Source organism: Anabaena lutea FACHB-196, assembly GCF_014698305.1.
Taxonomy (GTDB): Bacteria; Cyanobacteriota; Cyanobacteriia; order Cyanobacteriales; family Nostocaceae; genus Anabaena; species Anabaena lutea.
Window position 1 is genome coordinate 88,393 of sequence record NZ_JACJST010000011.1, and the last position, 23,277, is coordinate 111,669.

Genomic DNA, 23,277 nt, shown 5'->3' on the forward strand with positions numbered 1-23,277 from the left:
AAACATAATAGATACACAAAAAATAAAAAATTGTGTTAGTCTAGATGTAGAGTATGACAAGGTGTCCCGAACTGCACGGGAAGGTATGGTGCGGTTGAAACACCGTGCGCCTGTCAGAATAAGCTTTTACGCATTTACTTTTTTCCGCAAAAGCCTTTATACAATGACTCTAGGCTGCTAAATATTAAATTTAGCTGCGTAACAGCTTACAAGGTGTCCCGAACTGCACGGGAAGGTATGGTGCGGTTGAAACACCGTGCGCCTGTATATAGATTAATAAGGAAACACATAGAGTCTGTGATTTCCAAAAGCCTAGTCTAAACATAAGCCCACAACTATTACAGTAGTTGTGGGTTTAGCATTAAATCCTTTTACCAGTTTTAAGGAATTTCAACTAAATGAATTTTTTCTTGAAGAATATCGAAAGCTTTTAGAAATTCGACATTACGATCATCTTTCTGTATATCCTGTGTCTTCAAACTAATCAAGTAAGCAACGTAATCTGCTAATTGTAGACCTACATAAAATTGTGAAGCACCTAACCAGGGCTGTTCCACAAAATTACAATCATATTTTCGTGAATTTACCCAGTCTCGGTAAGCCTTGACTAAACGATCATCCTGTTTACTTGTGCTGTGTGTTGAACGTGAGTCCAAAAATAAAATTCCACTTTCATTGGAGGATTTTAGAAAACTATCTAATTCTTCTAATAAGCGATGGAACGTAAAGCGGTAAAGTATAACATCATCTTTCATTCCTTCTCTATTCTCAAAGAGTAATTTTTTATTGACTACAACAGAAAATATATGACATGGAATCTTATTCAGGGTTTCTGAGATACTTAAAAATGTACGAACACGAGCTTCAAAATTCCAGCCCTTAAAGAGTTCCTTTCCTTTACAAAGTTCGTTACCTTTTAACTCCCAATCTTCAGGTTCTTTCGTTTTAACGATATTTCGTTTGAGCAAAGAAATTTGTTCATAATTTTTAGAGTAATTTTTTTCATAAATAGCAAGACTAGCTAAAACAAAATAATTGGTTCCATTATCCTTTGCTCCAGTGCCACTTTCATCAATATAAAATAGAAACATATTGCGGTTTAGAAAATACCAAAAACTTCTACTGTATCAATTTGATGACAGCAGAAGTTTATAGGAGGTTAATCAAGATATCTTACCGTAGTTGGTAATATGACTAATAAACAAAGTAAATTTAGTTAAAGAGCTTTTATTATTTAAAATCTTCTAGTAACTTTCCTCACCCCTTCACCACCAAGCAACCACCAATAAACCCCTGTATCCGCTAAAATCAAATAATGACTCTCAACTAATGACTCTCAACTGGCTCATTCTGTAACTAAGACCATGCACAATTCTGTTGAATTCCAAGACGCATTTGATGTGATAGTCGTCGGTGCAGGTCACTCCGGTTGCGAAGCAGCTTTAGCTACTGCCCGCCTCGGTTGTCGGACTCTGCTTTTGACCCTTAATCTAGATAGAATCGCTTGGCAACCTTGTAACCCAGCAGTAGGTGGCCCAGCCAAATCTCAATTAACCCATGAAGTTGATGCTTTGGGTGGAGAACTTGGCAAAGTCGCAGACCGCACCTATCTACAAAAACGCATCCTCAACTCTTCACGAGGGCCTGCGGTGTGGGCATTACGGGCGCAAACCGATAAGCGCGAATATGCAACAGTCATGAAGACAATTGTCGAAAATCAAGAAAACTTGACAATTCGGGAAGGAATGGCCACCGACTTGGTGCTGGGTGCTAACGATGAAATTATCGGTGTAAAAACTTACTTTGGCATGGCGTTTCAATGCAAAGCCTTAATTATCACTACCGGCACATTCTTGGGTGGTAAAATTTGGGTGGGTAACAAGTCAATGGCTGCTGGACGTGCGGGAGAATTTGCGGCTGAAGGATTGACACAAACTCTCAATCGCTTAGGATTTGAAACGGGAAGATTAAAAACGGGAACACCGGCGCGGGTAGATAGACGCTCGGCAGATTACAGTAAAATGGAAATTCAGCCGGGGGATAAAGAAGTCCGCTGGTTTAGCTTTGACCCCCAAGCCTGGGTAGAACGGGAACAAATGCCTTGTTACATGACCCGAACTACGGCGGAAACTCATCGTTTGATTCGGGAAAATTTGCACCTATCACCGGTTTATGGTGGTTGGGTGGAAGCAAAGGGACCGCGTTATTGTCCGAGTATTGAAGATAAGATTGTCCGCTTTGCAGATAAAGAAAGCCACCAAATTTTTATTGAACCAGAAGGAAGAGATATTCCCGAATTATACATCCAAGGCTTTTCCACTGGTTTACCAGAAAATCTGCAATTGCTGATGTTGCGGAGTCTTCCCGGTTTAGAAAATTGTGTAATGCTGCGTCCGGCCTATGCGGTGGAATATGATTATATACCTGCAACTCAGTGTTATCCGACGTTGATGACGAAGAAGGTAGAAGGGCTATTTTGTGCGGGACAAATTAATGGGACAACCGGTTATGAAGAAGCTGCTGCTCAAGGTTTGGTAGCGGGAATTAATGCAGCGCGATTTGTCCGGGGTGAAGAAATGATCATTTTCCCTCGTGAGCAAAGTTACATTGGCACTTTAGTTGATGATTTGTGTACAAAGGATTTGCGGGAACCTTACCGTATGCTCACGAGTAGGTCTGAGTACCGCTTGTTACTGCGTTCTGATAATGCTGACCAACGGTTGACCCCTTTAGGAAGAGAAATTGGTTTAATTGATGACCGTCGTTGGGATTTGTTTACCAGCAAACAAGAACAGATTACGGCGGAGAAAGAACGCTTGCATTCTACCAGAATTAAAGAACTTGAGGAAGTGGGGAGAGCGATCGCACAGGATACCCAACAAGTCATTAAAGGGTCAATTACCCTGGCTGACTTATTGCGTCGTCCAGGAATACATTACGTTGATTTAGAAAGGTACGGACTAGGTAACACCACCCTCAACCAAGCCGAAAAAGAAGGTGCAGAAATTGACATTAAATATTCTGGATATCTAGTCAGACAGCAAAACCAAATCGAGCAAACTGCACGTCAAGCAAACCGCCAGTTACCAGCTGATTTAGACTACACAACAATTGATACTCTTTCTAAAGAAGCCAGAGAAAAGCTCAACAAGGTAAAACCCCTCACAATTGGTCAAGCAGCACGAATTGGCGGAGTTAATCCAGCTGATATCAACGCCTTACTAATTTATTTAGAAATACGTAAAACCAAAACCGAGCCAGATTTTTCGGTATTAGTTTCCACCAAATATCACCAAGGGTGAGTATAGTATAGGTTAGGGGATCAGTATGATCGATGACATAGATTTTTGAAGTGATATTATCAATCATTTCCAAATCATTGTAGAATTTAATACCACTGCTCAATCAACTTTTTTCTCTGGAATTAAGTGATTAGCTGTTTGATTAAAACAACGCGATTTCCCGGCCATCTAAGTGTCGTTTCCCCGTCCTAGCAGCTACAACCGAAGAAGTCTATGATACCAGAAGCCAGCACCCATCTCACTATTTCGGAAGCATCAGAGGACTTAATCACCAATGAGCCTTGGTCGATAGAGACTTACGCTGAAGGCTTGATGGATGATATCTTCACCGATATTGATGACATTCTGGACGGTCGAAGGAAGCGGCCTGCCAAAACTGTGAGGACAGAATACCCCTCTATGCAAACAGTTACAGTGAAGATGCCAGAAGTTGTTTTACCACAAAGAGTACACCAAGCAGTCAAGGCGCTATCGCCAAGCAAAAATCAGCCAACGAGTACATTGATCCTCAATGCTCCCTCTGTGACTGCAATTAGTCCCAGGAATGAGCAAAAAAATCGTGGTTTAGATAAGCTGCTAATTCTGGGAGCGTCCTTCGGCTTGGCAATTGTCGGTACAGTCTATCTAACAGAGTCGGGATTATTAACTAACCAATTGACTTCCCAGAGTCTGCCAACAGACCAACTAGCATCACCAGTAGTAATAAAGCCAGACCCGCAAGCCGAGTTGGTTAATTATATGTTGGAAGCCCTGGCAGTGATAGACCAGCAAGGAGTAACCAATAATCAGACACCTGCTAAACCTGGATTTCCCGATGTAAATCTGAATCAGACAAACGCTTTGCCTTTGCCAAGTACCCAACCAGTGGGGACTCTACCACCACCTTTGGCTGCTAACAATGTCCCACCCGTGCCGAGTCGGACAACAAATGTAATCGAACGGATTTATATCCCCGTTTATCAAGCGCCTCAACCTATGCGTCCCTTACCACCGGTTCCGCCAATTCTTCCACAGGGTTCTGCACCTAATACTGTACAACCAGTAGCCAAGCCAATACCGGAAAAAGTGTCAACTCCATCTGTGAAAACCCCAGTGACAGCTGCCAAGCCAGCGGTTAATCCTCAGCCACTGCGAATATTACCACCAAAACTACCTACGACTAAAGCAACTATACCAACAGCAGTTATAGAAAAAGCCCCAACTACTATCCAGCAACAGGCATCTTTACCTGCCTATTCCGCAGAGTTAGAGGGATTGCTAGAATTGGGTAACAAATCGGCCGCTTTGTTTAAAATCGATGGCGTGACTCGCCGGGTTAACCTGGGAGAGAGTATTGGTTCTAGTGGCTGGACGCTAGTAGAGGTGAGTAACGGTGAGGCTATTATCCGTCGTAACGGTGAAGTGCGATCAATTTACGCAGGGCAGAAGTTGTAAAACTCCTCCTAATAGTCTGTCAACCCAAAAATGACTGGTGAAGGGAGGTAGAGGAAGCAGGGGAAGAATATATAGCAGGAGTCAGGAGACGCTTCGCAGACCTATCGCTTACGCCACGCTGCGCTATCGGTTCAGGAGACGCTACGCAGACCTCCGGTTCAGGAGTAAAACTGGCGAATGTGTATAGGTTTCAATTTTGATTCTGTACCTAATTGATCTGCAATATGCTGTAAATGCATACTTCTAGCAATCCTAAAGTTTTATACTCAACACGGCTTAATTATTTGATTCTGCGGGTAGGGGTAAAGCGCAGTGCTAAACCCTTACAAATCTAAGTTTTTCGTGATTTCACAAAAGTCCATGTCTCAACCGTTTTGAGTATATATAGGATTGCTATATATTTTCTCTATCAACTTGGTCTTGCAACTATAAATTTGTAAGATTCACATTTACAAAAAATGAGAGTTTGAGAGATTTTTTGCGTTAGGGATTTTTTATTTGGAAGTCCCTTAATCATAATCATATTCTGATTCATATATCTCAAGATCTACTGAAACCCTCGTATCAGATAAATCTAAAGCATCATCTGTGAGGCGGACGATTTCCCCAGAAAAAAAAGTTGCCAGACTTTTAGCCGCATTTGCTACTTCATCATGATCCCAATTTGTCCCAGGTGCTTGAATTGGTGACGGAGACAGGGTTTGTACTGGGGCTGTATTCGTCGCTAAGGGTTCAGTTTTTGTTGGTGCAGGTGCTGCTTGGGTTGGTTGTGGTGGGGGTGCTGGTGCTGGTTCTGGAGGTTGAATTTGCTGGTTATAACTAGGGACTGGTGGCTGTTGGACGCGAGTAGAATCTTGTGGGGGAGGATTTTTTCTGGCTGAGGTAAGTGTTGAAGAAGTTAATTTTTCTAGACATACCTGGATTTCTCTCTGGAAAGTTTGCTGAAAAGCAGAGGTAATTATAGGCAGATCAGATTTACCTTTCTCATACCATGCTTGTTTAATAGCAATACGTGCTACAACACCATCAAAGTCCATAAGTTGGCTCATTTGACGCAGCATTTCCCTCCTTGAGGCTGGTTGAAGGTTAGCTAGTACCTGTTGCCAAACTTGAGTTAAGTCATACTGTGATCCTGCCACAACTTCTTGTGAGGGTGCTGTGGAAATTGTTACAGGTGGTGGAGTATGTACAGGTTCTGGTGGTGGTGAAGATACTGTATTAGGTGTTGAGTTGTGATTGGCTGGGGTATAAGCTGGCGCTGGTGAAGATACTTGTGAATTATGATTTGCTTGAGTATAAGCGGCTGGTTGTGGAGTAGCTGGTTGGTAAGAAGTTGGAGATACTACAGGCGTATTCACTTGTTGAGGTACACTTGGCGCTTGCGGTTGAATATTGGCACTAGGTAACAATCCCAGTAGTGTGACTTCTAACCACAAACGGGGCTGGGTTGTGTTTTTAAGTTGGACTTCTGCTGTCCGCAGGTGTTGCTGTCCGCGCAATATTGTAGTTATATCTAACCTTTGGGCAGAGTTAACTAGTGCAGTCCAGGTTTGCTGAGTACAAGCAACTAAATCTTGACGATTTGGGGCAGTTTTAGCAATTAGTAAATCCCGATAGAAAGCAGCCAAATTTTGGAGAATGGTGAGGGGTTCTCTACCTCGATCTAGGATTTTTCTGGTAGAGTCTAGCACGACTTCAGCATTATCTTGTGCGATCGCATCTAACAAACCTAACAAATCCTGTTCACTAACTGAACCCACCAAATCCCAAACTTGTTCTGGCGTAACTTCTCCAGCCACCAGTGCTAATTGATCAAGTAGACTTTCTGCATCTCTTAACCCCCCTTGAGCAATTTGTCCCACTAAGGTAAGAGAATCATGGGCAATATTAATGCTTTCTTTGGCGGCAATATGGGTTAAATGCTTTACCATCGCCTCTAACTGAATACGTCTAAAATCAAACCTTTGACAGCGAGAAATAATTGTTGGTAATACCCGCTGCGGGTCTGTTGTCGCTAGAACAAAAACAACGTGCTTTGGTGGTTCTTCCAGTGTCTTTAGCAACGCATTAAAAGCGGCGGTACTGAGCATATGACAGTTATGAACCAGAAGCCCATTAGCTATAAAGTTATGGTTATCCTCAACTTCAATATCATAGACTCGTTCAACTCCAGCGAGGTGAACAGATTCGACCTTCTCCAAACTTGTAGTCCATTGCGGGTATGGAATATCGTTTAAGGTCTGCCAACCATTTTCGACTGGTACTTGCTCCCATCCATATGTAGTTGTACTGTTTCCCTGTGCTACTTCTGGTGTAAAACTTTGTTGCTGCTGGGTATCCCATTGCTGTAAGCCAGGTAGCAATAAGTTGATTTTCTGTGGCTGAGAATCCTTCTGTATGTAGTTGAATTTGTGGGCTTCCTTCTGGACTGAGGCTGAGTGATCCATCATCACAAAACCACCAAGCAAGTCCTTCTGGAGTAATTTTATTGAGCCATTCCATTGAGACAATTTTTTTATCCCTACTCGGTTTAACGATGTCAAACACTTCTTGGAGTTGGGGATGACAACCTGTGTTGCAGGTAACTGAGATTTTACCGTATCCTTGATTTGCTGTAACTCGTAACTTTGGACGCAGTTCTGCAAGACGAAAGGCTTTGTATTCCAACCAATCTTGTTGACTTTCTGCGTGTGTCCAAGACAATCTAGGGAATCTACTGTGTTTGTTGGGGTAGCCGATAGAGCAATCTCCCAGTAACGTTCCGTAGATGAGTCCGAGTGCATCAGGTTGTATAAAGGCTGTATTAGCAAGGAAATTCTCTGTTCTGAGTTCCCAATTTCCGTGTCCTTTTTTGTAAGGATGTCTTGTCCAGTGAGATTGGATGCTGGTAATTCCCTTTCCCTTTTGTTGTAAAAAATTTGGGATATCAAGTTTTTCTCCACATCCACAAGCACAGAACGGTTGAAGTAATTGGGCTTGTTTGATAATTGATTCCAAATCGTATGATTTTTGCCCGTATGTATTGCCTTTAAACTGGTGTCCGTTAACGAATCTTCGGATGCGTCCATCAATGCCAAATTTGTAAATGAGAGCGCCGCATCCACACTCACAGGGGATAGTATCTTCACACCTTCTTTTACGTCTCTTGCTGGTATCCATCCCTGCTCTGTTCTGATTAAATGATTATCTGTACATCTGATTTCTCGGTTAGTGGTTTTGATGATTAAGGTTTGCTTTTCTCCTTGGTCTAACCAACGGACAATTTTCTTAAATTCCCACTTGCCAGATGAATCATTGTAGCTAAGGGCTTTTTTACCTTTGATACTGGGGTTATCAATACGGACAAGTCCTACATCAGTTAGAACTAATGAATCTCCAGTTAGGCACTCGTCAATTACATAAACCTTATACCGACACTGCACAGGAGCAAACTGCGCCTTTTCAATCAATTCGCGGATATTATCGACACCAGTGTTACTGGCTGCATCTATTTCAATTACGTCCAAAGAATAACCTTTAGTAATGCCTTGACAACTATCGCAAACTCCACAGGGTTCAGCAGTTGGGCTGTTACTTTTAAGACAATTCAAAGATTTGGCTAAAATCCGGGCGCTAGAAGTTTTACCCGTACCTCTGGGGCCAGTGAACAAATAGGCAGGAGCGATTTTAGAGGAGCTAATCGCATTGGTGAGGGTGGTAGCGATCGCCTCTTGTCCCACCAGTTCAGCAAAATTCTTGGGGCGATACTTGTGGTGCAGGGGTTCGTAAGACATGGAGAGCAATTTCAATGCCTTGGTTTAGTTGATTTGTAGCACCCAGTAGAGTTTGGGGTTTCACTATTTTAGCAACTCATGGCAATTTCCCTTGGGAAAAATAATTTTCAGTATATTTACAGATTAGCAACTAATTAATGTTATTTTTTAATATTTATCGAAACAATCGGGTCTAAATCCCCGGTACAAAAACGGCCTCCTGCCTTCGTTAACATCCCTAAACTGTAATCCCCAATGAATAGCCGCTTGTCACCGACATCGCTAAAATTTTAAAAAGCAACACTCAATGGTGCAGAAGATGCTCAAGCGGCTAATTCAGTGGCTCAGAAAATTTTGTCAGCGCTTGTTTGGTAGCAAAAAAAATCCCATTCCAGCGAAAGAGAAGGTAGATAGAAAAGTAGCACCACCCCTAACTGATACGGATCTAGAATTTCTGTTCACAGAACTTTTAGCAGGCGTTCAGCAAGCCAGAGGTCAGGCTTGGGCGCAAAACTGGTTACATAAAATTGAGCATCGCGTCAGTACCGAACGGTGGATAGAGTGGTTAGAGCGCTTTGGTAAGAGATTATTAGAATCTCGTACACCCAATAATGAATTAGCTGCGAGGTTAGTGTATTTAGGCGAATTGGGTGTGGGACAAATTGGAGACCTTGCCTATGATATTGGTATGCAACTGTTGACACGCAATCAAGGCGAACCCATTTGGGAATATGACGGGCCAGATACTATTAGCCAAATTATCTCAGCACCAATCATCTCTCCTGCACCAGAAGAAGCGGATGATGAAAATTTGCCAGAGGGAGAATACCAAACTGTCACCTTGGATGAATTGTTTGTCATGTTGCAGCAAGATGAAACTCTCCGCCAGCAAATTGCCCAACAACTAGAAATTGAAACAGATGATCCACAAGTTATTATCCAGATGTTGATCAACCAATCCCAGATAGAGGAGTGATATCTAGGGAAGGTTAAACACTTATAGTTAGGGAACCGCGCGGTGATGAGAGGGACGGGTCGAGTTTGTTGATATAGCAGATTGCAGATCAATGAGGCACAGAATCTAAATTGAAACCTAGACACATTCGCCAGTTTTACTCCTGAACCGGAGGTCTGCGAAGCGTCTCCTGACTCCTGAATTCTGCTGTAAGTAGTTAAGCGAACATAATTTGAATTCTTTCTGACCAGAAATTGAGATGAACAGCCGGAAAAATCCAGGATTACTGAAAACTTTTTGTATAGTTTTTTCGCCTTATGAACATGGTCTTACCCCAATTGCCTAATCTGTTAAGTAATTCATGATTTTTTTTGACACAACGATGGCTACAATCTAGGAGAGAGAAAATCCAAGAATGTGGCAAATGCTCAGGTGGCTATTGCAGTGGCTTAACAGTTTTTTGAAGTACCCCTTTAACAGTCGTCGGACTCATGATTCCCACGCTGCTGAGGGACACAAGGTGGTAGACCCCCCACCGGAATTAACCAATGCCGATCTGGAACTTTTGTTTAACGAGTTGCTAGAAGGTGTGCATCAAGCACGAGGGCAGCAATGGGCGCTGAAATATTTACAGCGGATGGAACCTCGAATTACAGTGGAGCGTTGGCTAGATTGGCTGCTGATATTTGGTGAAAAATTATTAGCTTCACCTGCGCCAAATAGTCTAATTGCCACGCGAATGGTGCAACTGGGTGAACTGGGTATCGGCCATGTTGGCGAACTTGCTTATGACATTGGTATCCAGTTATTGAGGCGTAACTTCGTCCAAGAGTATGAGGACAATCCAGCCCCAGTAGAGGTAGAAATCAAGAACCCAACAGAACCACTGGGAAATACTCCTGGTCAACAATTGCTGCGCGATTTTGGTGAAGAGCTATGGGAGCATGATCACCAAGAAGCTGTAAATATCACGCCAGTATCCCCCAACTTGGAAGAAGTATGGACACTGTTGAGTCAGGAAAATCCAGAACCAGATCTATCTGTAGAGTTCTCTTATGAGTATTCAGAAGATGATAGCCCGATAAATCTTGAGGATTTAGAGCAAGTTCCAACTTCTTCCTTGACAGAGACTTGGGATCAGTCGTTGGTGAATATTGAACCGAAGGTAGCTCAAACCCTAGATGAGTTGGTGGTAAGGTTGGAGCAAAGTACCAATTTAGTCCAGCAACTTGCTTCGGAACTAGCAATCCGCGATAGTCAAGCAATTATTGAGCGACCATCATTTCAACTGACTGTTACTAATCAGGCTCAAGCATGGTTTTACCAAGGTTTACAGCAAGCTAAATCTGGGGATTTGTTGGGGGCGCTGGCTTTTTATAATCAAGCTACTAAACTGGAACCGGAATCGCACGAATATTGGTTTAACCAAGGCTTGACGCTGTTTCATTTACAACGTTTTGAGGAAGCGATCGCAGCTTATGATCAAGCTGTTTCCTTAAAACCTGATTTCTACCAGGCTTGGTACAATCGGGGCGGTATTTTGGGTGAGTTTGGCGACTTTGAACAAGCTGTTAATTCTTTTGACAAAGCGATCGAATTTAAGCCGGATTATCAAGAAGCCTGGTCTAGTCGCGGTCTGGCTTTGCTGAAGTTAGGACTGATTTGGGAAGCAATTTCCAGTTATGACCAAGCCCTGAATCTCCAACACCAAGACCAGGAAACTTGGTATTATCGGGGGGTAGCTCTGGCTGTATGTGAGCAATATGAAGATGCGATCGCAAGTTATGACCGAGCTTTAGATATCCAACCCGACTATCACGAAGTGTGGATTGACCGGGGTGTAGTATTGTTCAACTTAAATCGCTGGTTAGAAGCGATTGAGTCTTGGGATCAAGCCCTCTCAATTCAATCTGATTTCTACTTAGCCTGGTATAACCGAGGTATAGCCTTGGAAAACTTAGGAAGACGTGAAGAAGCGATTACTTCCTATAAACAAGCTATCAGCATCAAACCGGATTTTCACCTGGCCTGGTATAACCAAGCAGTAGCCCTATTTTATTTAAATCGATTTTCAGAAGCGATCGCTTGTTATGATCACGCTTTAGAAATCAAACTCGACTACTGGGAAGCTTGGCTCGGTCGCGGTGGAGCCGTGGGTAGCTTAGTAAATGACAAATTATCTCTGATTTTACCCAGTAGTATCGCTACAGCCAATCCTGCCCTCAATCAGCGCGGTTATGAAGGCAAATTAGCTACCTATGAAGAAGGTTTAAAATATCTCCGCCCAGATACTCACCCAGAAGGTTGGGGTAGATTGCATATTGCGATCGGTAATACACACTACGAACAAGGTAAAAAACAATCTTCACCCCGCTATTTTTGGCAAAAGGCAGTATCTGAATACCAACAAGCCCTATTAACCCTCACAGCCGAAGATTTTTCGGAATTGCATCTAGATGTTTTACAATCTCTCACCAAAGTCCTTGTCGGTTTGGGACAAACATCACCAGCCCAAGAATTACAACAACATGGACTAGAATTATTACAACAATTACTTAATCAAACAACCCGCTCTGAGCAAAGTAAAAAACAACTAGCTCTGAAATTTGCAGGATTAAAACAATTAGGAGTTGATTTAGCTGTCAATGTCGGTGATTTAGTCGAAGCTTGGGAAATTGCAGAAGAGAGAAAAAACACCTGTTTAAAATTACTAATTTCTGGCTGGGATGATGACATCGATAAAAGTCATGAAATTGGACAAAATTATTCCTCCAGTTATGATGCAATTCAACAACTACTAAATTCCACAACAGCAATAATTTATTGGCATCTTAGCCCTATTGCCTTACACACCTTCATTATTAAAGATGCAGCTCCATCACCCATCTTGCTATTATCACCCATACAAGATGTAGAAGCCATACCCGAAGCAGTACAACGCTTAGTTCACTTTGAGAATTGGCTAGAAGATTGGCATCAACAATACCAGGAATATCGCCAAATTGATGATATAGAAAATCAACATAACCATTCCTGGAAATTGGAAATGGAACAGAGGTTGTTACATCTGGACAACATCCTGAATATTTCCACAATTGTTCAGGAACTTGAAGGTATCACCAAGCTGATTTTAATTCCCCATCGTGATTTAAATAGATTACCTATTCACGCACTTTTTCCGCTTTCACAGCCAGATTTACAGGTGAATTACACCATTAATTATCTACCCAGTATCCACATAGGACTTTCTCGAAAAACAGAGTTATTATCAAATTGGCAACAGCAGAAATTCCTCAGTGTTGAAAATATAGAAAGCCTAGATAATAATGAGAGAAAATCTGCTGATTTTACATCGGCAATTGTTAGACAGATGTTTGATTATGCCCAACATATCCAGGGTAAACAAGCCACAAAAGATAATTTAGAAAATGCTTTAGTGGCAGATTACAACATCTTTCATTTTACTGGTCATGCTATCAACAATTTGAACGAAACCCAAAAATCTGCTTTAGTATTATCAGGTGAAGATAAGATCACTTTAGAACAACTTTGTCAGCACACTTTTACAAATTACCGTCTTTTTACCATTATCAATTCGGAAATTGTCAGCAACAATAGTCAGAATAACAGCAGTGAATATGTGGGTTTAGCGACTGGGTTGTTAAAAAGTGGTATTCCCTATGTATTAAGTACAATTTGGAATGTAGAACCATCTGCGACTGCTTTAGTAAGCATAGAGTTTTATCGCAGATTACTTTTCCACACTTCACCGGTTATCGCTTTAGCTGAAACCACAACTTGGCTAAAAGAAATAACGGTTGCAGAACTCATCACCTGGTATGAAAACTTACTGAATAATTTGCATCCCAATGAACTCCGATTTAGGAACTATATATCCACACAAATTGACACAAATAGAAAACTAGCACCTCACAAACAGCCCTACCATCATCCTTATTATTGGGCAGCATTTATCATTACAGGATGCGATTGAATAATTTGGGACATATCGAAATTAGGTGCTGCTGATTTTGGGAATGAAAATGATTTTGCATAAATCTCAAACCCTTGCAGAGACGTTTCATGGAACGTCTCTACACTTAAAAAACATCCTGCACTTATGCAACGCCCGCAATTAAATGTAAGAAAACCTCTGCGTACCTCTGCGCTAACCTCTGCGTACCTTTGCGTTAAAAAAGTTAGGATTTGGCGCAACTTCACAAAGAAACGGTATAAATCCTAAAGTTTTATCATCATCATTCAACATTTTTGGTGTGCGGGTAAATTGCGATACAAAGAATTGCTTTCTATCTATTTTCTCCCCTTACTATCTATGTGTATCAAATTTAAAGTAAAACAGTATCGGTATGTAGACGATTTGTAGTTTGCGATTTTGCGTGATAAAGGGCAAAGATAAGTCATACTTGAGTTTTTTGAAACTTTGCGTCAATACCATAGAACGGGTATTAAAAATATTAATGTTAGGTAAAAATCTACTCCTTGCTTATAAAAATTAAATAAGGCTAAAATGTGTGCAACGTATACAAATAGTATTTTATGACTACTGTAAGTACAACTGATTTAACTAGCGTTACGGCCACGCAACTTGTTAACACTTTACTCGGCGCGGGTGTTACAGCAACCAATATAACTTTTACAGGTGCAAACGTTGCTGGAGGTACTTTTACTGGAGGGATAGGGGCTGGTATAGGCATAGATAGCGGTATTATTCTTAGCACTGGAAACATTGCTTTTGCCCAAGGTCCAAATAACACAGGTAGCAGAAGCGGAAACAATAGTAGACCAGGTGACACGGATCTAGATACCATAGTCGATCCTCTTAGCACAGAGGATGCCGCAGTATTAGAGTTTGACTTTATTCCATCGACGAGTACTATCAGCTTCTCCTATGTATTTGCTTCTGAAGAGTATCCCGAGTTTGTAAATACACAATTCAATGATGTCTTTGCCTTTTTCTTAAATGGTCAAAACATTGCCCTCATCCCTGGTACGACAACCCCTGTTTCTATCAATACCGTCAATGCTGGTAGTTCATTCACTCCAGGAACGGGACCGAACTCGTCGTTTTTCACTCCCAATTATGGAACTACGTTTGATCTACAGTTTGATGGTTTTACAACTGTATTAAGTGCAACGGCAACAGGTCTCGTCCCTGGTGTTACTAATAGAATCAAGTTAGCGATCGCAGATACTGGTGACTCGGCTTATGACTCTGCCGTTTTTCTGCAAGCAGCCAGTTTTGGTAATGCAACTTCTGTCAGGGTAACAGCTACAGATAGTGACGCGGGAGAAGGAACAACACCTAATGTGGGTGTATTTACTATCACTCGGACAGGTAGCACCTCTAGCGCTCTCAGCGTGAATTACACAATTTCGGGAACTGCATCTGCCACCGACTACAATACCATTCCTTCTACCATAGTTATTCCTGCTGGACAGGCTTCAACCACTGTTACTATCACTCCCACAGACGATACTCTTGTCGAAGGAAATGAGACCGTCATCCTGTCATTAATTGATACTAATAATTACGATTTGGGAACACCAAATAGTGCAACAGTGATCATTTCTGATAATGAAGTTCAGAATACTGTTGTCAATCTATCGGTTTCTCCTGCCAGCGTCTTTGAAAACGGAACAACCAACTTAGTTTACACTTTCACTCGTGAGGGCGCTACTACCAGTTCTCTAACCGTTAACTACAGTGTTGGCGGTGCTGCTACCTTAAATAGTGACTATACTCAAACAGGTGCGAGTAGCTTTAACGCCACAACAGGAACAATTACTTTTGCCACAGGAGCAAGTACAGCAACCCTAACCATTGATCCTACAGGAGATACCGACATTGAAAATAATGAAACCGTTGCTTTAACCTTAGCTGCTGGAACTGGTTACAGTATCGGTACAGCCACTGCCGTCACAGGTACTATTCTTGATGATGATGCTCCTGTTATCACTTTAACTGTCAATCCCACTAGCGTCCTTGAAGACGGGGCAACAAATTTAGTTTACACGTTCACCAGAACTGGAAATACAGCTACAGCCTTAACTGTGAACTATGGAGTTGCTGGCACAGCTACACTGAACACTGACTATGTTCAAACTGGAGCAGCAACCTTCACAAACACAGCAGGAAGCATTACCTTTGCATCGGGTGCAAGTACAGCAACTCTAACCATCAACCCCACAACCGATACCACAGTAGAGTCCAATGAAACCATAGCTTTAACCTTAGCTCCTAACGCAAATTATGCGATCGGCACAGCCACTGCCGTCACAGGTACAATCATTGATGATGACTCCCAGGCTCAACCAGTAATTACAGTTGTCGCAACAGATGCCAGTGCAGCGGAAACCGCAACAGGTGTAACTGCTAACCCTGGAGTCTTTACCCTGACTAGAACAGGTAGTACAACCAGCGGACTGACTGTTAACTACACCCTTGCCGGCACAGCCAGCAACGGCACAGACTACACCACCCTACCCGCAACCGTTACTTTTGCCGCAGGTTCTGCAACAGCCACGGTGACAGTTAACCCCATTGATGACACCCTTGTTGAAGGTACAGAAACAGCAATCCTTAACTTAGCCACTGGTACAGGATATACCTTGGGTGCTGCTACAAGTGCCACTGTCAATATTGCTGATAACGACTTCCCACCTCTACCAGTAATTACCATAGCCGCAACAGATGCCAATGCAGCGGAAACCGCAACAGGTGAAACCGCAAATCCGGGAGTATTTACTCTCACCAGAACAGGTAGCACAACTGATGCTCTAACTGTTAATTACACCACCGCAGGAACCGCTACCAACGGCACAGATTATACCAACCTACCTGCAACTGTGACCTTTGCCGCAGGTTCTGCAACAGCCACGGTGACAGTTAACCCTATTGATGACACCCTTGTTGAAGGTACAGAAACAGCAATCCTTAACTTAGCCACTGGTACAGGATATACCTTGGGTGCTGCTACAAGTGCCACTGTCAATATTGCTGATAACGACTTCCCACCTCTACCAGTAATTACCATAGCCGCAACAGATGCCAATGCAGCGGAAACCGCAACAGGTGAAACCGCAAATCCGGGAGTATTTACTCTCACCAGAACAGGTAGCACAACTGATGCTCTAACTGTTAATTACACCACCGCAGGAACCGCTACCAACGGCACAGATTATACCAACCTACCTGCAACTGTGACCTTTGCCGCAGGTTCTGCAACAGCCACGGTGACAGTTAACCCTATTGATGACACCCTTGTTGAAGGTACAGAAACAGCAATCCTTAACTTAGCCACTGGTACAGGATATACCTTGGGTGCTGCTACAAGTGCCACTGTTAATATTGCTGATAATGACTTCCCACCAGTCACTATTAACCTGAGTGACAACCAAACCATAGTTGAAGGACTTACTAGTCCTCAAAACGTTGCCTATACGGTTACTCTTTCCGACATCAGTAACCAAACCATTACTGTCCAATATGCAACTACTAGCGGTACAGCCATAGCTGGTTCAGACTATAGCAACACTACAGGAACATTAACCTTCAACCCAGGAGTAACAACTCAAGTTATCAATATTCCTATTCTCAATGATTCCATCAATGAAGCGAATGAAACCTTTACTCTGACCCTGACATCTCCCACCAATGCCAGCTTGGGTACGAAAACAAGCACCACCACAACCATAACCGATACCCTCGTTGCTTCTGTTACTACTACCCTACCTACCAACGTAGAAAACCTTTCTCTAGCAGGAACAACTTCTATAAACGGTACAGGTAATGCCGGAAATAATGTCCTGATTGGTAATCAATCCAATAACATTTTATTTGCTGGATCAGGCGCTGATACATTGAAAGGAAAGGCAGGTGATGATACTCTCAGCGGTGAAGCAGATGCTGACATTTTTGAATTTGGTGGTCAAGCTTTAGCTGTAAATCCAGAAACAGGGTTTTTGGAGGAAATAGGAGCAACTGTAGGGTTTACAGGTCCAAAAAATACTTACATTGGCAAGGATACAATTACGGACTTCGCCACTGGAGTAGATAAAATTTGGCTGGATATTAGCACCTTTACATCTATAGGTCCGGCAGGTTTAGATTTATCATTGATTGCTAATGGTTTTTCCTTAGTTAACCAAGCTACCAATGCTGGTATTGACACTCAGAATGCGTATTTAGTTTACAATCAAGGAACTGGAGACTTGTTCTACAATGTCAACTTGTCGGCTTTTGGTAATGGTGGCGGCGGAATCTTTGCTAATTTGGGAGTCGGTACTGTCTTAGCTGCGACAGACATATCACTCATTGGCGATAATGACTTATCACTAATACCTGTAATTACCGTGGCTGCTACAGATGCCAATGCAGCGGAAACCGCAACAGGTGTCACTGCTAATCCTGGAGTATTTACCCTGTCCAGAACAGGTAGCCTAACTAATGCCTTGACTGTTAACTACACGACCGCAGGAACCGCTACCAATGGTACAGACTACAGCAACCTAACGGGAACTGTTACCTTTGCCGCAGGCAGTAGCACTGCAACTGTGACAGTTGACCCCATTGATGACACCCTTGTTGAAGGTACAGAAACAGCTATCCTCGACTTAGCCACTGGTACAGGATACACCCTGGGTACGGCTACAAGTGCCACTGTGAATATTGCCGATAATGACTTGCCATTAGTCACGATTAACCTGAGTGACAACCAAACCATAGTTGAAGGCAGTACGAGTTCTCAAAATGTTTCCTATACGGTGACTCTTTCCAACACCAGCACTCAAACCATTACTGTCCAATATGCTACTGGTGACGGTACAGCCATAGCAGGTTCAGACTATAGCAAAACTTCAGGAACTTTGACCTTTAATCCTGGTGTTACCAGTCGCGTCATCAATATCCCCATTGTTAATAATTTCATCAATGAAGCAAATGAAACCTTTACTCTGACCTTGACATCTCCCACCAATGCCAGTCTGGGTACAAAAACCAGTGCCACTACAACCATAACTGATACCCTGACTGCTTTTGTCACCACCACCCTACCAGCTTTCGTAGAAAACCTTTCTCTAGCAGGAACAACTTCTATAAACGGTACAGGTAATGCTGGAGATAATGTCCTGATTGGTAATCAAGCCAATAACATTTTATTTGGTGGATCAGGCGCTGATACCTTGAAAGGAAAAGCAGGTGATGATACTCTCATTGGTGGAGCGGGCGGTGACATTTTTGAATTTGGTGGTCAAGTTTTAGCTGTAAATCCAGTCACAGGGTCTTTGGAGGAAACAGGAGCAACTTTAGGGTTGACAGGGCCAAAAAATACTTACGTTGGTAAGGATACAATTACTGACTTTGCTACTGAATTAGATAAGATTTTCCTGGATGTTAGCACTTTTACAGCTGTAGGACCGGCAGGTTCAGATTTATCATTGATTGCTAATGGTTTTACTCTAGTTAACCAAGCTACCAATGCTGGTATTGACAGTCTGAATGCGTACTTAGTTTACAATCAAGGAACTGGAGACTTGTTCTACAATGTCAACTTGTCGGCTTTTGGTAATGGTGGAGGCGGAATCTTCGCCAATTTGGGAGTCGGTACTGTCTTAGCTGCAACAGACGTATTACTCATCGCTTAATAGCTGTGCTTGACTTATAGTTAAGCATCTTGCAAAAGTAAGAGTTAATACTTACTATTCAGATCCCCGATTTCTTTGAGAAGTTGGGGATCTCATTGTTTTTAGGACTTACGCAAGATGTAACTGAAAACCTGATTCTTGCCTAGTGGTAATTCATGAATTACCGCTACTTTCATTCGATTTTGCGTAAGTATGAGTATTCTCAACAGATATGTCAGTTGCTGGTAAAAATAAAACTGGGCTAAGATGTGCAGAACATATACAAGCCTGATTTTATGAATACTTTACTCAACTCTGCCCTGACGCTGACATACAGCCAATTGAGCGCTTTTTCTGGTTTAGATAACTTCTGGCAGGTTTTCGACACTACATTTGGCACAGCATACAACCGCAGTGTAGCGGAAATTCTGCGTTTACAGTGGCAAGCTGGTGATTTTAGTCAAATTCCGCAAATAGAAATTATTGATAGCAGCATTCTGGGAACTGCTAACGGCGCTTATGCCAGTAGCACCAATAAGATTTATCTATCAGATACCTTTGTTAAGGCTGCAACATTGGAAGCCATTAGTACGCTTTTGTTAGAAGAAATTGGGCATTTTGTGGATGCTCAAATTAATCAGACGGATAGTGTTGGTGATGAAGGAGCAATTTTTGCTGAGTTAGTACAGGGTAATAGTCTAGATGATGCCACCTTACAAGCTTTGCAAGCAGAGAATGACCACGCAACAATTACTGTAAATGGGCAAACTATTCAGGTAGAACAGCAGGATTTCACCGGAACATCAAGTGGTGAGGAGATTAAAGGAACTTCTGGTGATGACACTATTGAAGGCTTAGGTGGTAATGATACACTTTTGGGAGAAGGTGGAAATGATCAATTATTCGGGGGAACAGGTTCTGATACCCTCACAGGTGGAACAGGACTAGATCAATTTGTCTTTGAATATTTCGATGGTTCTAGTTTGTCCCAAGACTTAGATGTAGTCGCTGATTTTGTCAAAGGACAAGACAAAATTGACCTCAGAAATGTTGGTATTGCTGACTATCAAACACTTTCATATCTCATCAGTGATGATTCTCTAAGTAATGCCGTCATTGCTGCCCGTTATAGCAACTCTTCTAATCCCATTTATGGCTATAGATTGAGAATCAATGGCTTGAGTAGCAGTCAACTAGCAGCCACTGACTTTATTTTCAGCACATCTGTTGTTAATGACACCATCACAGGTACTGGCGGCAGTGATGATTTGTTTGGTGGTTTGGGCAACGATACTCTACAAGGTGGTGCGAATCCCGACCGTTTATTTGGTGAACAGGGAGATGATCGATTCCTGGGAGGATCAGATTCTGATACCTTCTATGGTGGAACAGGACTAGATACATTTGTCTTTGAATATTTCAATGGTTCTAGTTTGTCCCAAGACTTAGATGTAGTCGCTGATTTTGTCAAAGGACAAGACAAAATTGACCTCAGAACTGTTGGTATTGCTGACTATCAGACACTCTTAACTCTTATCAGTGATGATTCTCTAGGTAATGCCGTCATTGCTGCCCGTTATAGCAACTCTTCTAATTCCATTTATGGTTATAGATTGAGAATTGATGGCTTGAGTAGCAGTCAACTAGCAGCCACTGACTTTATTTTCAGCACATCTGTTGTTAATGACAATTTCACAGCAACTAACAGCAGTGATGATTTGTTTGGTGGTTTGGGTAATGATACTCTACAAGGTAGTGGAGGAAATGACCGTTTATTTGGTGAACAGGGTGATGATAGATTCCTGGGAGGAACAGATTCTGATACCTTCTATGGTGGCACAGGACTAGATCAATTTATCTTTGAATATTTCAATGGTTCTAGTTTGTCCCAAGACTTAGATGTAGTCACTGATTTTGTCAAAGGACAAGACAAAATTGACCTCAGAACTGTTGGTATTGCTGACTATCAGACACTCTTAACTCTTATCAGTGATGATTCTCTAGGTAATGCCGTCATTGCTGCCCGTTATAGCAACTCTTCTAATTCCATTTATGGTTATAGATTGAGAATTGATGGCTTGAGTAGCAGTCAACTAGCAGCCACTGACTTTATTTTCAGCACATCTGTTGTTAATGACAATTTCACAGCAACTAACAACAGTGATGATTTGTTTGGTGGTTTGGGTAATGATACTCTGCAAGGTAGTGGAGGAAATGACCGTTTATTTGGTGAACAGGGAGATGATAGGTTAGTCGGTGGTGTTGGTAATGACAGCCTTTATGGTGGTGTAGGAAGTGATACTGCTGTTTATTCAGGTACTCGTTCCCAATACCAAATTAGCAGTAATGCAGGAGTATTCACAATTACTGATTCCGTAAGTAATCGTGATGGCATAGATACATTGTATGATGTCGAAAAAGTACAATTTTCCGATCAAATCATCACTATTGGTAATGTAGCTTTACCCAGCATTACCCTAGCTGTATCTCCTGCCAGCGTCACGGAAGATGGAACAGCAAACCTAATTTACACTTTCACCCGCACAGGTAGTACAACCAATGCTTTAACCGTCAACTATAGCATTGGCGGTACAGCAGCTAGTACAGACTACACTGGTGCAACACCTGGAACAGGAAAAACCATCACCTTTGCCGCAGGTTCCAGTACAGCAACATTAACTATTAACCCCACCGCAGATACCACTGTTGAAGCTAATGAAACCGTGGCTTTAACTTTAGCTACAGGTACAGGTTACACCGTTGGTACAACTACTGCGGTAACGGGAACTATTACGAATGATGATACTTCGTCAGCTATCACCATCAACCTCAGTGCTGACCAGACCATAGTTGAAGGTCTTACCAGTCCACAAAACGTCAGATATACCATTACTCTTTCCAGTTCCAGTACCCAAAGCATTACTGTGAACTATGCAACCAGTAACGGTACAGCTACAGCAGGGTCAGACTACACCACCAAAACAGGAACTTTGACCTTTGCCCCTGGTACTACCAGTCAATTTATAGATATCCCCATTGTCAATGATGCCAATAATGAACCGAATGAAACCTTTACTCTGACGTTGAGTTCTCCCACTAACGCTAGTTTAGGAACGAAAACCACCGCTACCACAACCATTACTGATACTCTGAATGCTTCTGCTACCACTACTTTAGCCGCAGGTGTGGAAAACCTGACTTTAACAGGAACAGCGGCTATTAATGGTACTGGTAATGCTGGTAGTAACGTCCTCAGAGGTAATAGTGCCAATAACACTCTTGCAGGTGGAAATGGTAATGACACTTATGCTTTCCTAGCTAATACTGCTTTAGGAACGGATACGATTACGGAAACTGCAACAGGTGGTACTGATACTCTTGACTTTACTGATACTACTGCTGCCGTCAAAGTAAATCTTGGTACAACTACTACACAGACTGTCAATAGTAATCTTAAACTCGTTCTTTCTGCGAATAATGTCATCGAAAACGCCACAGGTGGTAACGGTAATGACCGTCTGACAGGTAATTCATTAAATAACCTGCTTGTTGGTGGTGCTGGAAATGACCTACTGCAAGGGTTAGCAGGAAATGATACTCTCTGGGGAGGTAATGGTGATGATATTCTTACCGGAGGAGTTGGTGTTGATCAATTTCGCTTCCAAGGTAGTGGAGTTTTTAATGCTAATTTAGGTGTTGATTACATTACTGATTTTACGGTTGGACAAGACAAGATTGCTTTGAGTAAAGCTACATTCAATGCTATTACTAACGCTGTCGGACAGGCGTTAACCAATTTTGCCGTGGTTGCAAATGATGGGTTAGTAGATGCTAGTACTGCCCGTATTGTTTATAGTCAAGAAACTGGCAGTATTTTCTATAATCAAAATGCTAATGTTTTGAATGCAGCGGCAGTGTTTGAGTTCGCTTATTTAAGTAATCCTGATATCACTCTCAGTAGCAGTGATTTTGTTTTGATTGCTTAGAACATCGATATTAAAGAGGGTACAAGCCCCCACCAAATCAAAGATTTGGTGGTCTTCAATCAGTGGTGGGTTCAAACCCCCATTGATTGCAACTACGAATTATGTTGACTTCCATAATACACTGAAAGCTTTTTAACTATTTTGATCATATTTCCGAAATCTGGCCTTGACACAAGCAAAAATTTATGTCACTTTTGTGAAAAAAT

The 23,277-nt window shown here is 42.1% G+C and carries 8 protein-coding genes; 6 read left to right on the forward strand and 2 right to left on the reverse strand.

What is annotated here, in order from left to right; genetic code table 11:
• Window positions 1-380 precede the first annotated feature (380 nt).
• Complete coding sequence (locus H6G59_RS13545; RefSeq protein ID WP_190715193.1) at window positions 381-1,091, reverse strand: DUF3800 domain-containing protein; 711 nt, start codon at window positions 1,089-1,091, stop codon at window positions 381-383.
• A gap of 273 nt (window positions 1,092-1,364) precedes the next feature.
• Here H6G59_RS13545 and mnmG point away from each other — a divergent pair, with 273 nt between their 5' ends.
• On the forward strand, window positions 1,365-3,302 hold the full coding sequence (gene mnmG, locus H6G59_RS13550) for a tRNA uridine-5-carboxymethylaminomethyl(34) synthesis enzyme MnmG (protein ID WP_190715195.1): 1,938 nt from the start codon (window positions 1,365-1,367) through the stop codon (window positions 3,300-3,302).
• 213 nt (window positions 3,303-3,515) lie between these two features.
• Entirely contained in the window at window positions 3,516-4,736 is a 1,221-nt protein-coding gene (locus tag H6G59_RS13555; protein ID WP_190715197.1) for a hypothetical protein, read from the forward strand.
• Between the two features lie 509 nt (window positions 4,737-5,245).
• Here the strand turns inward: H6G59_RS13555 and dnaX are convergent.
• Window positions 5,246-8,509, reverse strand: coding sequence for a DNA polymerase III subunit gamma/tau (gene dnaX / locus H6G59_RS13560; protein ID WP_190715199.1), 3,264 nt, complete (start codon window positions 8,507-8,509; stop codon window positions 5,246-5,248).
• 286 nt (window positions 8,510-8,795) lie between these two features.
• Here dnaX and H6G59_RS13565 point away from each other — a divergent pair, with 286 nt between their 5' ends.
• The 4 genes from H6G59_RS13565 (at window position 8,796) to H6G59_RS13580 (ending at window position 23,071) form a co-directional block, all read left to right on the forward strand.
• Complete coding sequence (locus H6G59_RS13565; protein WP_190715201.1) at window positions 8,796-9,464, forward strand: hypothetical protein; 669 nt, start codon at window positions 8,796-8,798, stop codon at window positions 9,462-9,464.
• A 394-nt stretch (window positions 9,465-9,858) separates the two neighbouring features.
• Window positions 9,859-13,437, forward strand: coding sequence for a CHAT domain-containing protein (locus tag H6G59_RS13570; RefSeq protein WP_190715203.1), 3,579 nt, complete (start codon window positions 9,859-9,861; stop codon window positions 13,435-13,437).
• Between the two features lie 563 nt (window positions 13,438-14,000).
• Window positions 14,001-19,106, forward strand: coding sequence for a Calx-beta domain-containing protein (locus H6G59_RS13575; protein WP_190715205.1), 5,106 nt, complete (start codon window positions 14,001-14,003; stop codon window positions 19,104-19,106).
• Window positions 19,107-19,381: 275 nt separating this feature from the next.
• The gene (locus H6G59_RS13580; protein ID WP_190715207.1) at window positions 19,382-23,071 is read left to right on the forward strand and encodes a M10 family metallopeptidase C-terminal domain-containing protein; all 3,690 of its coding nucleotides are present in this window, start codon (window positions 19,382-19,384) and stop codon (window positions 23,069-23,071) included.
• Window positions 23,072-23,277 lie beyond the last annotated feature (206 nt).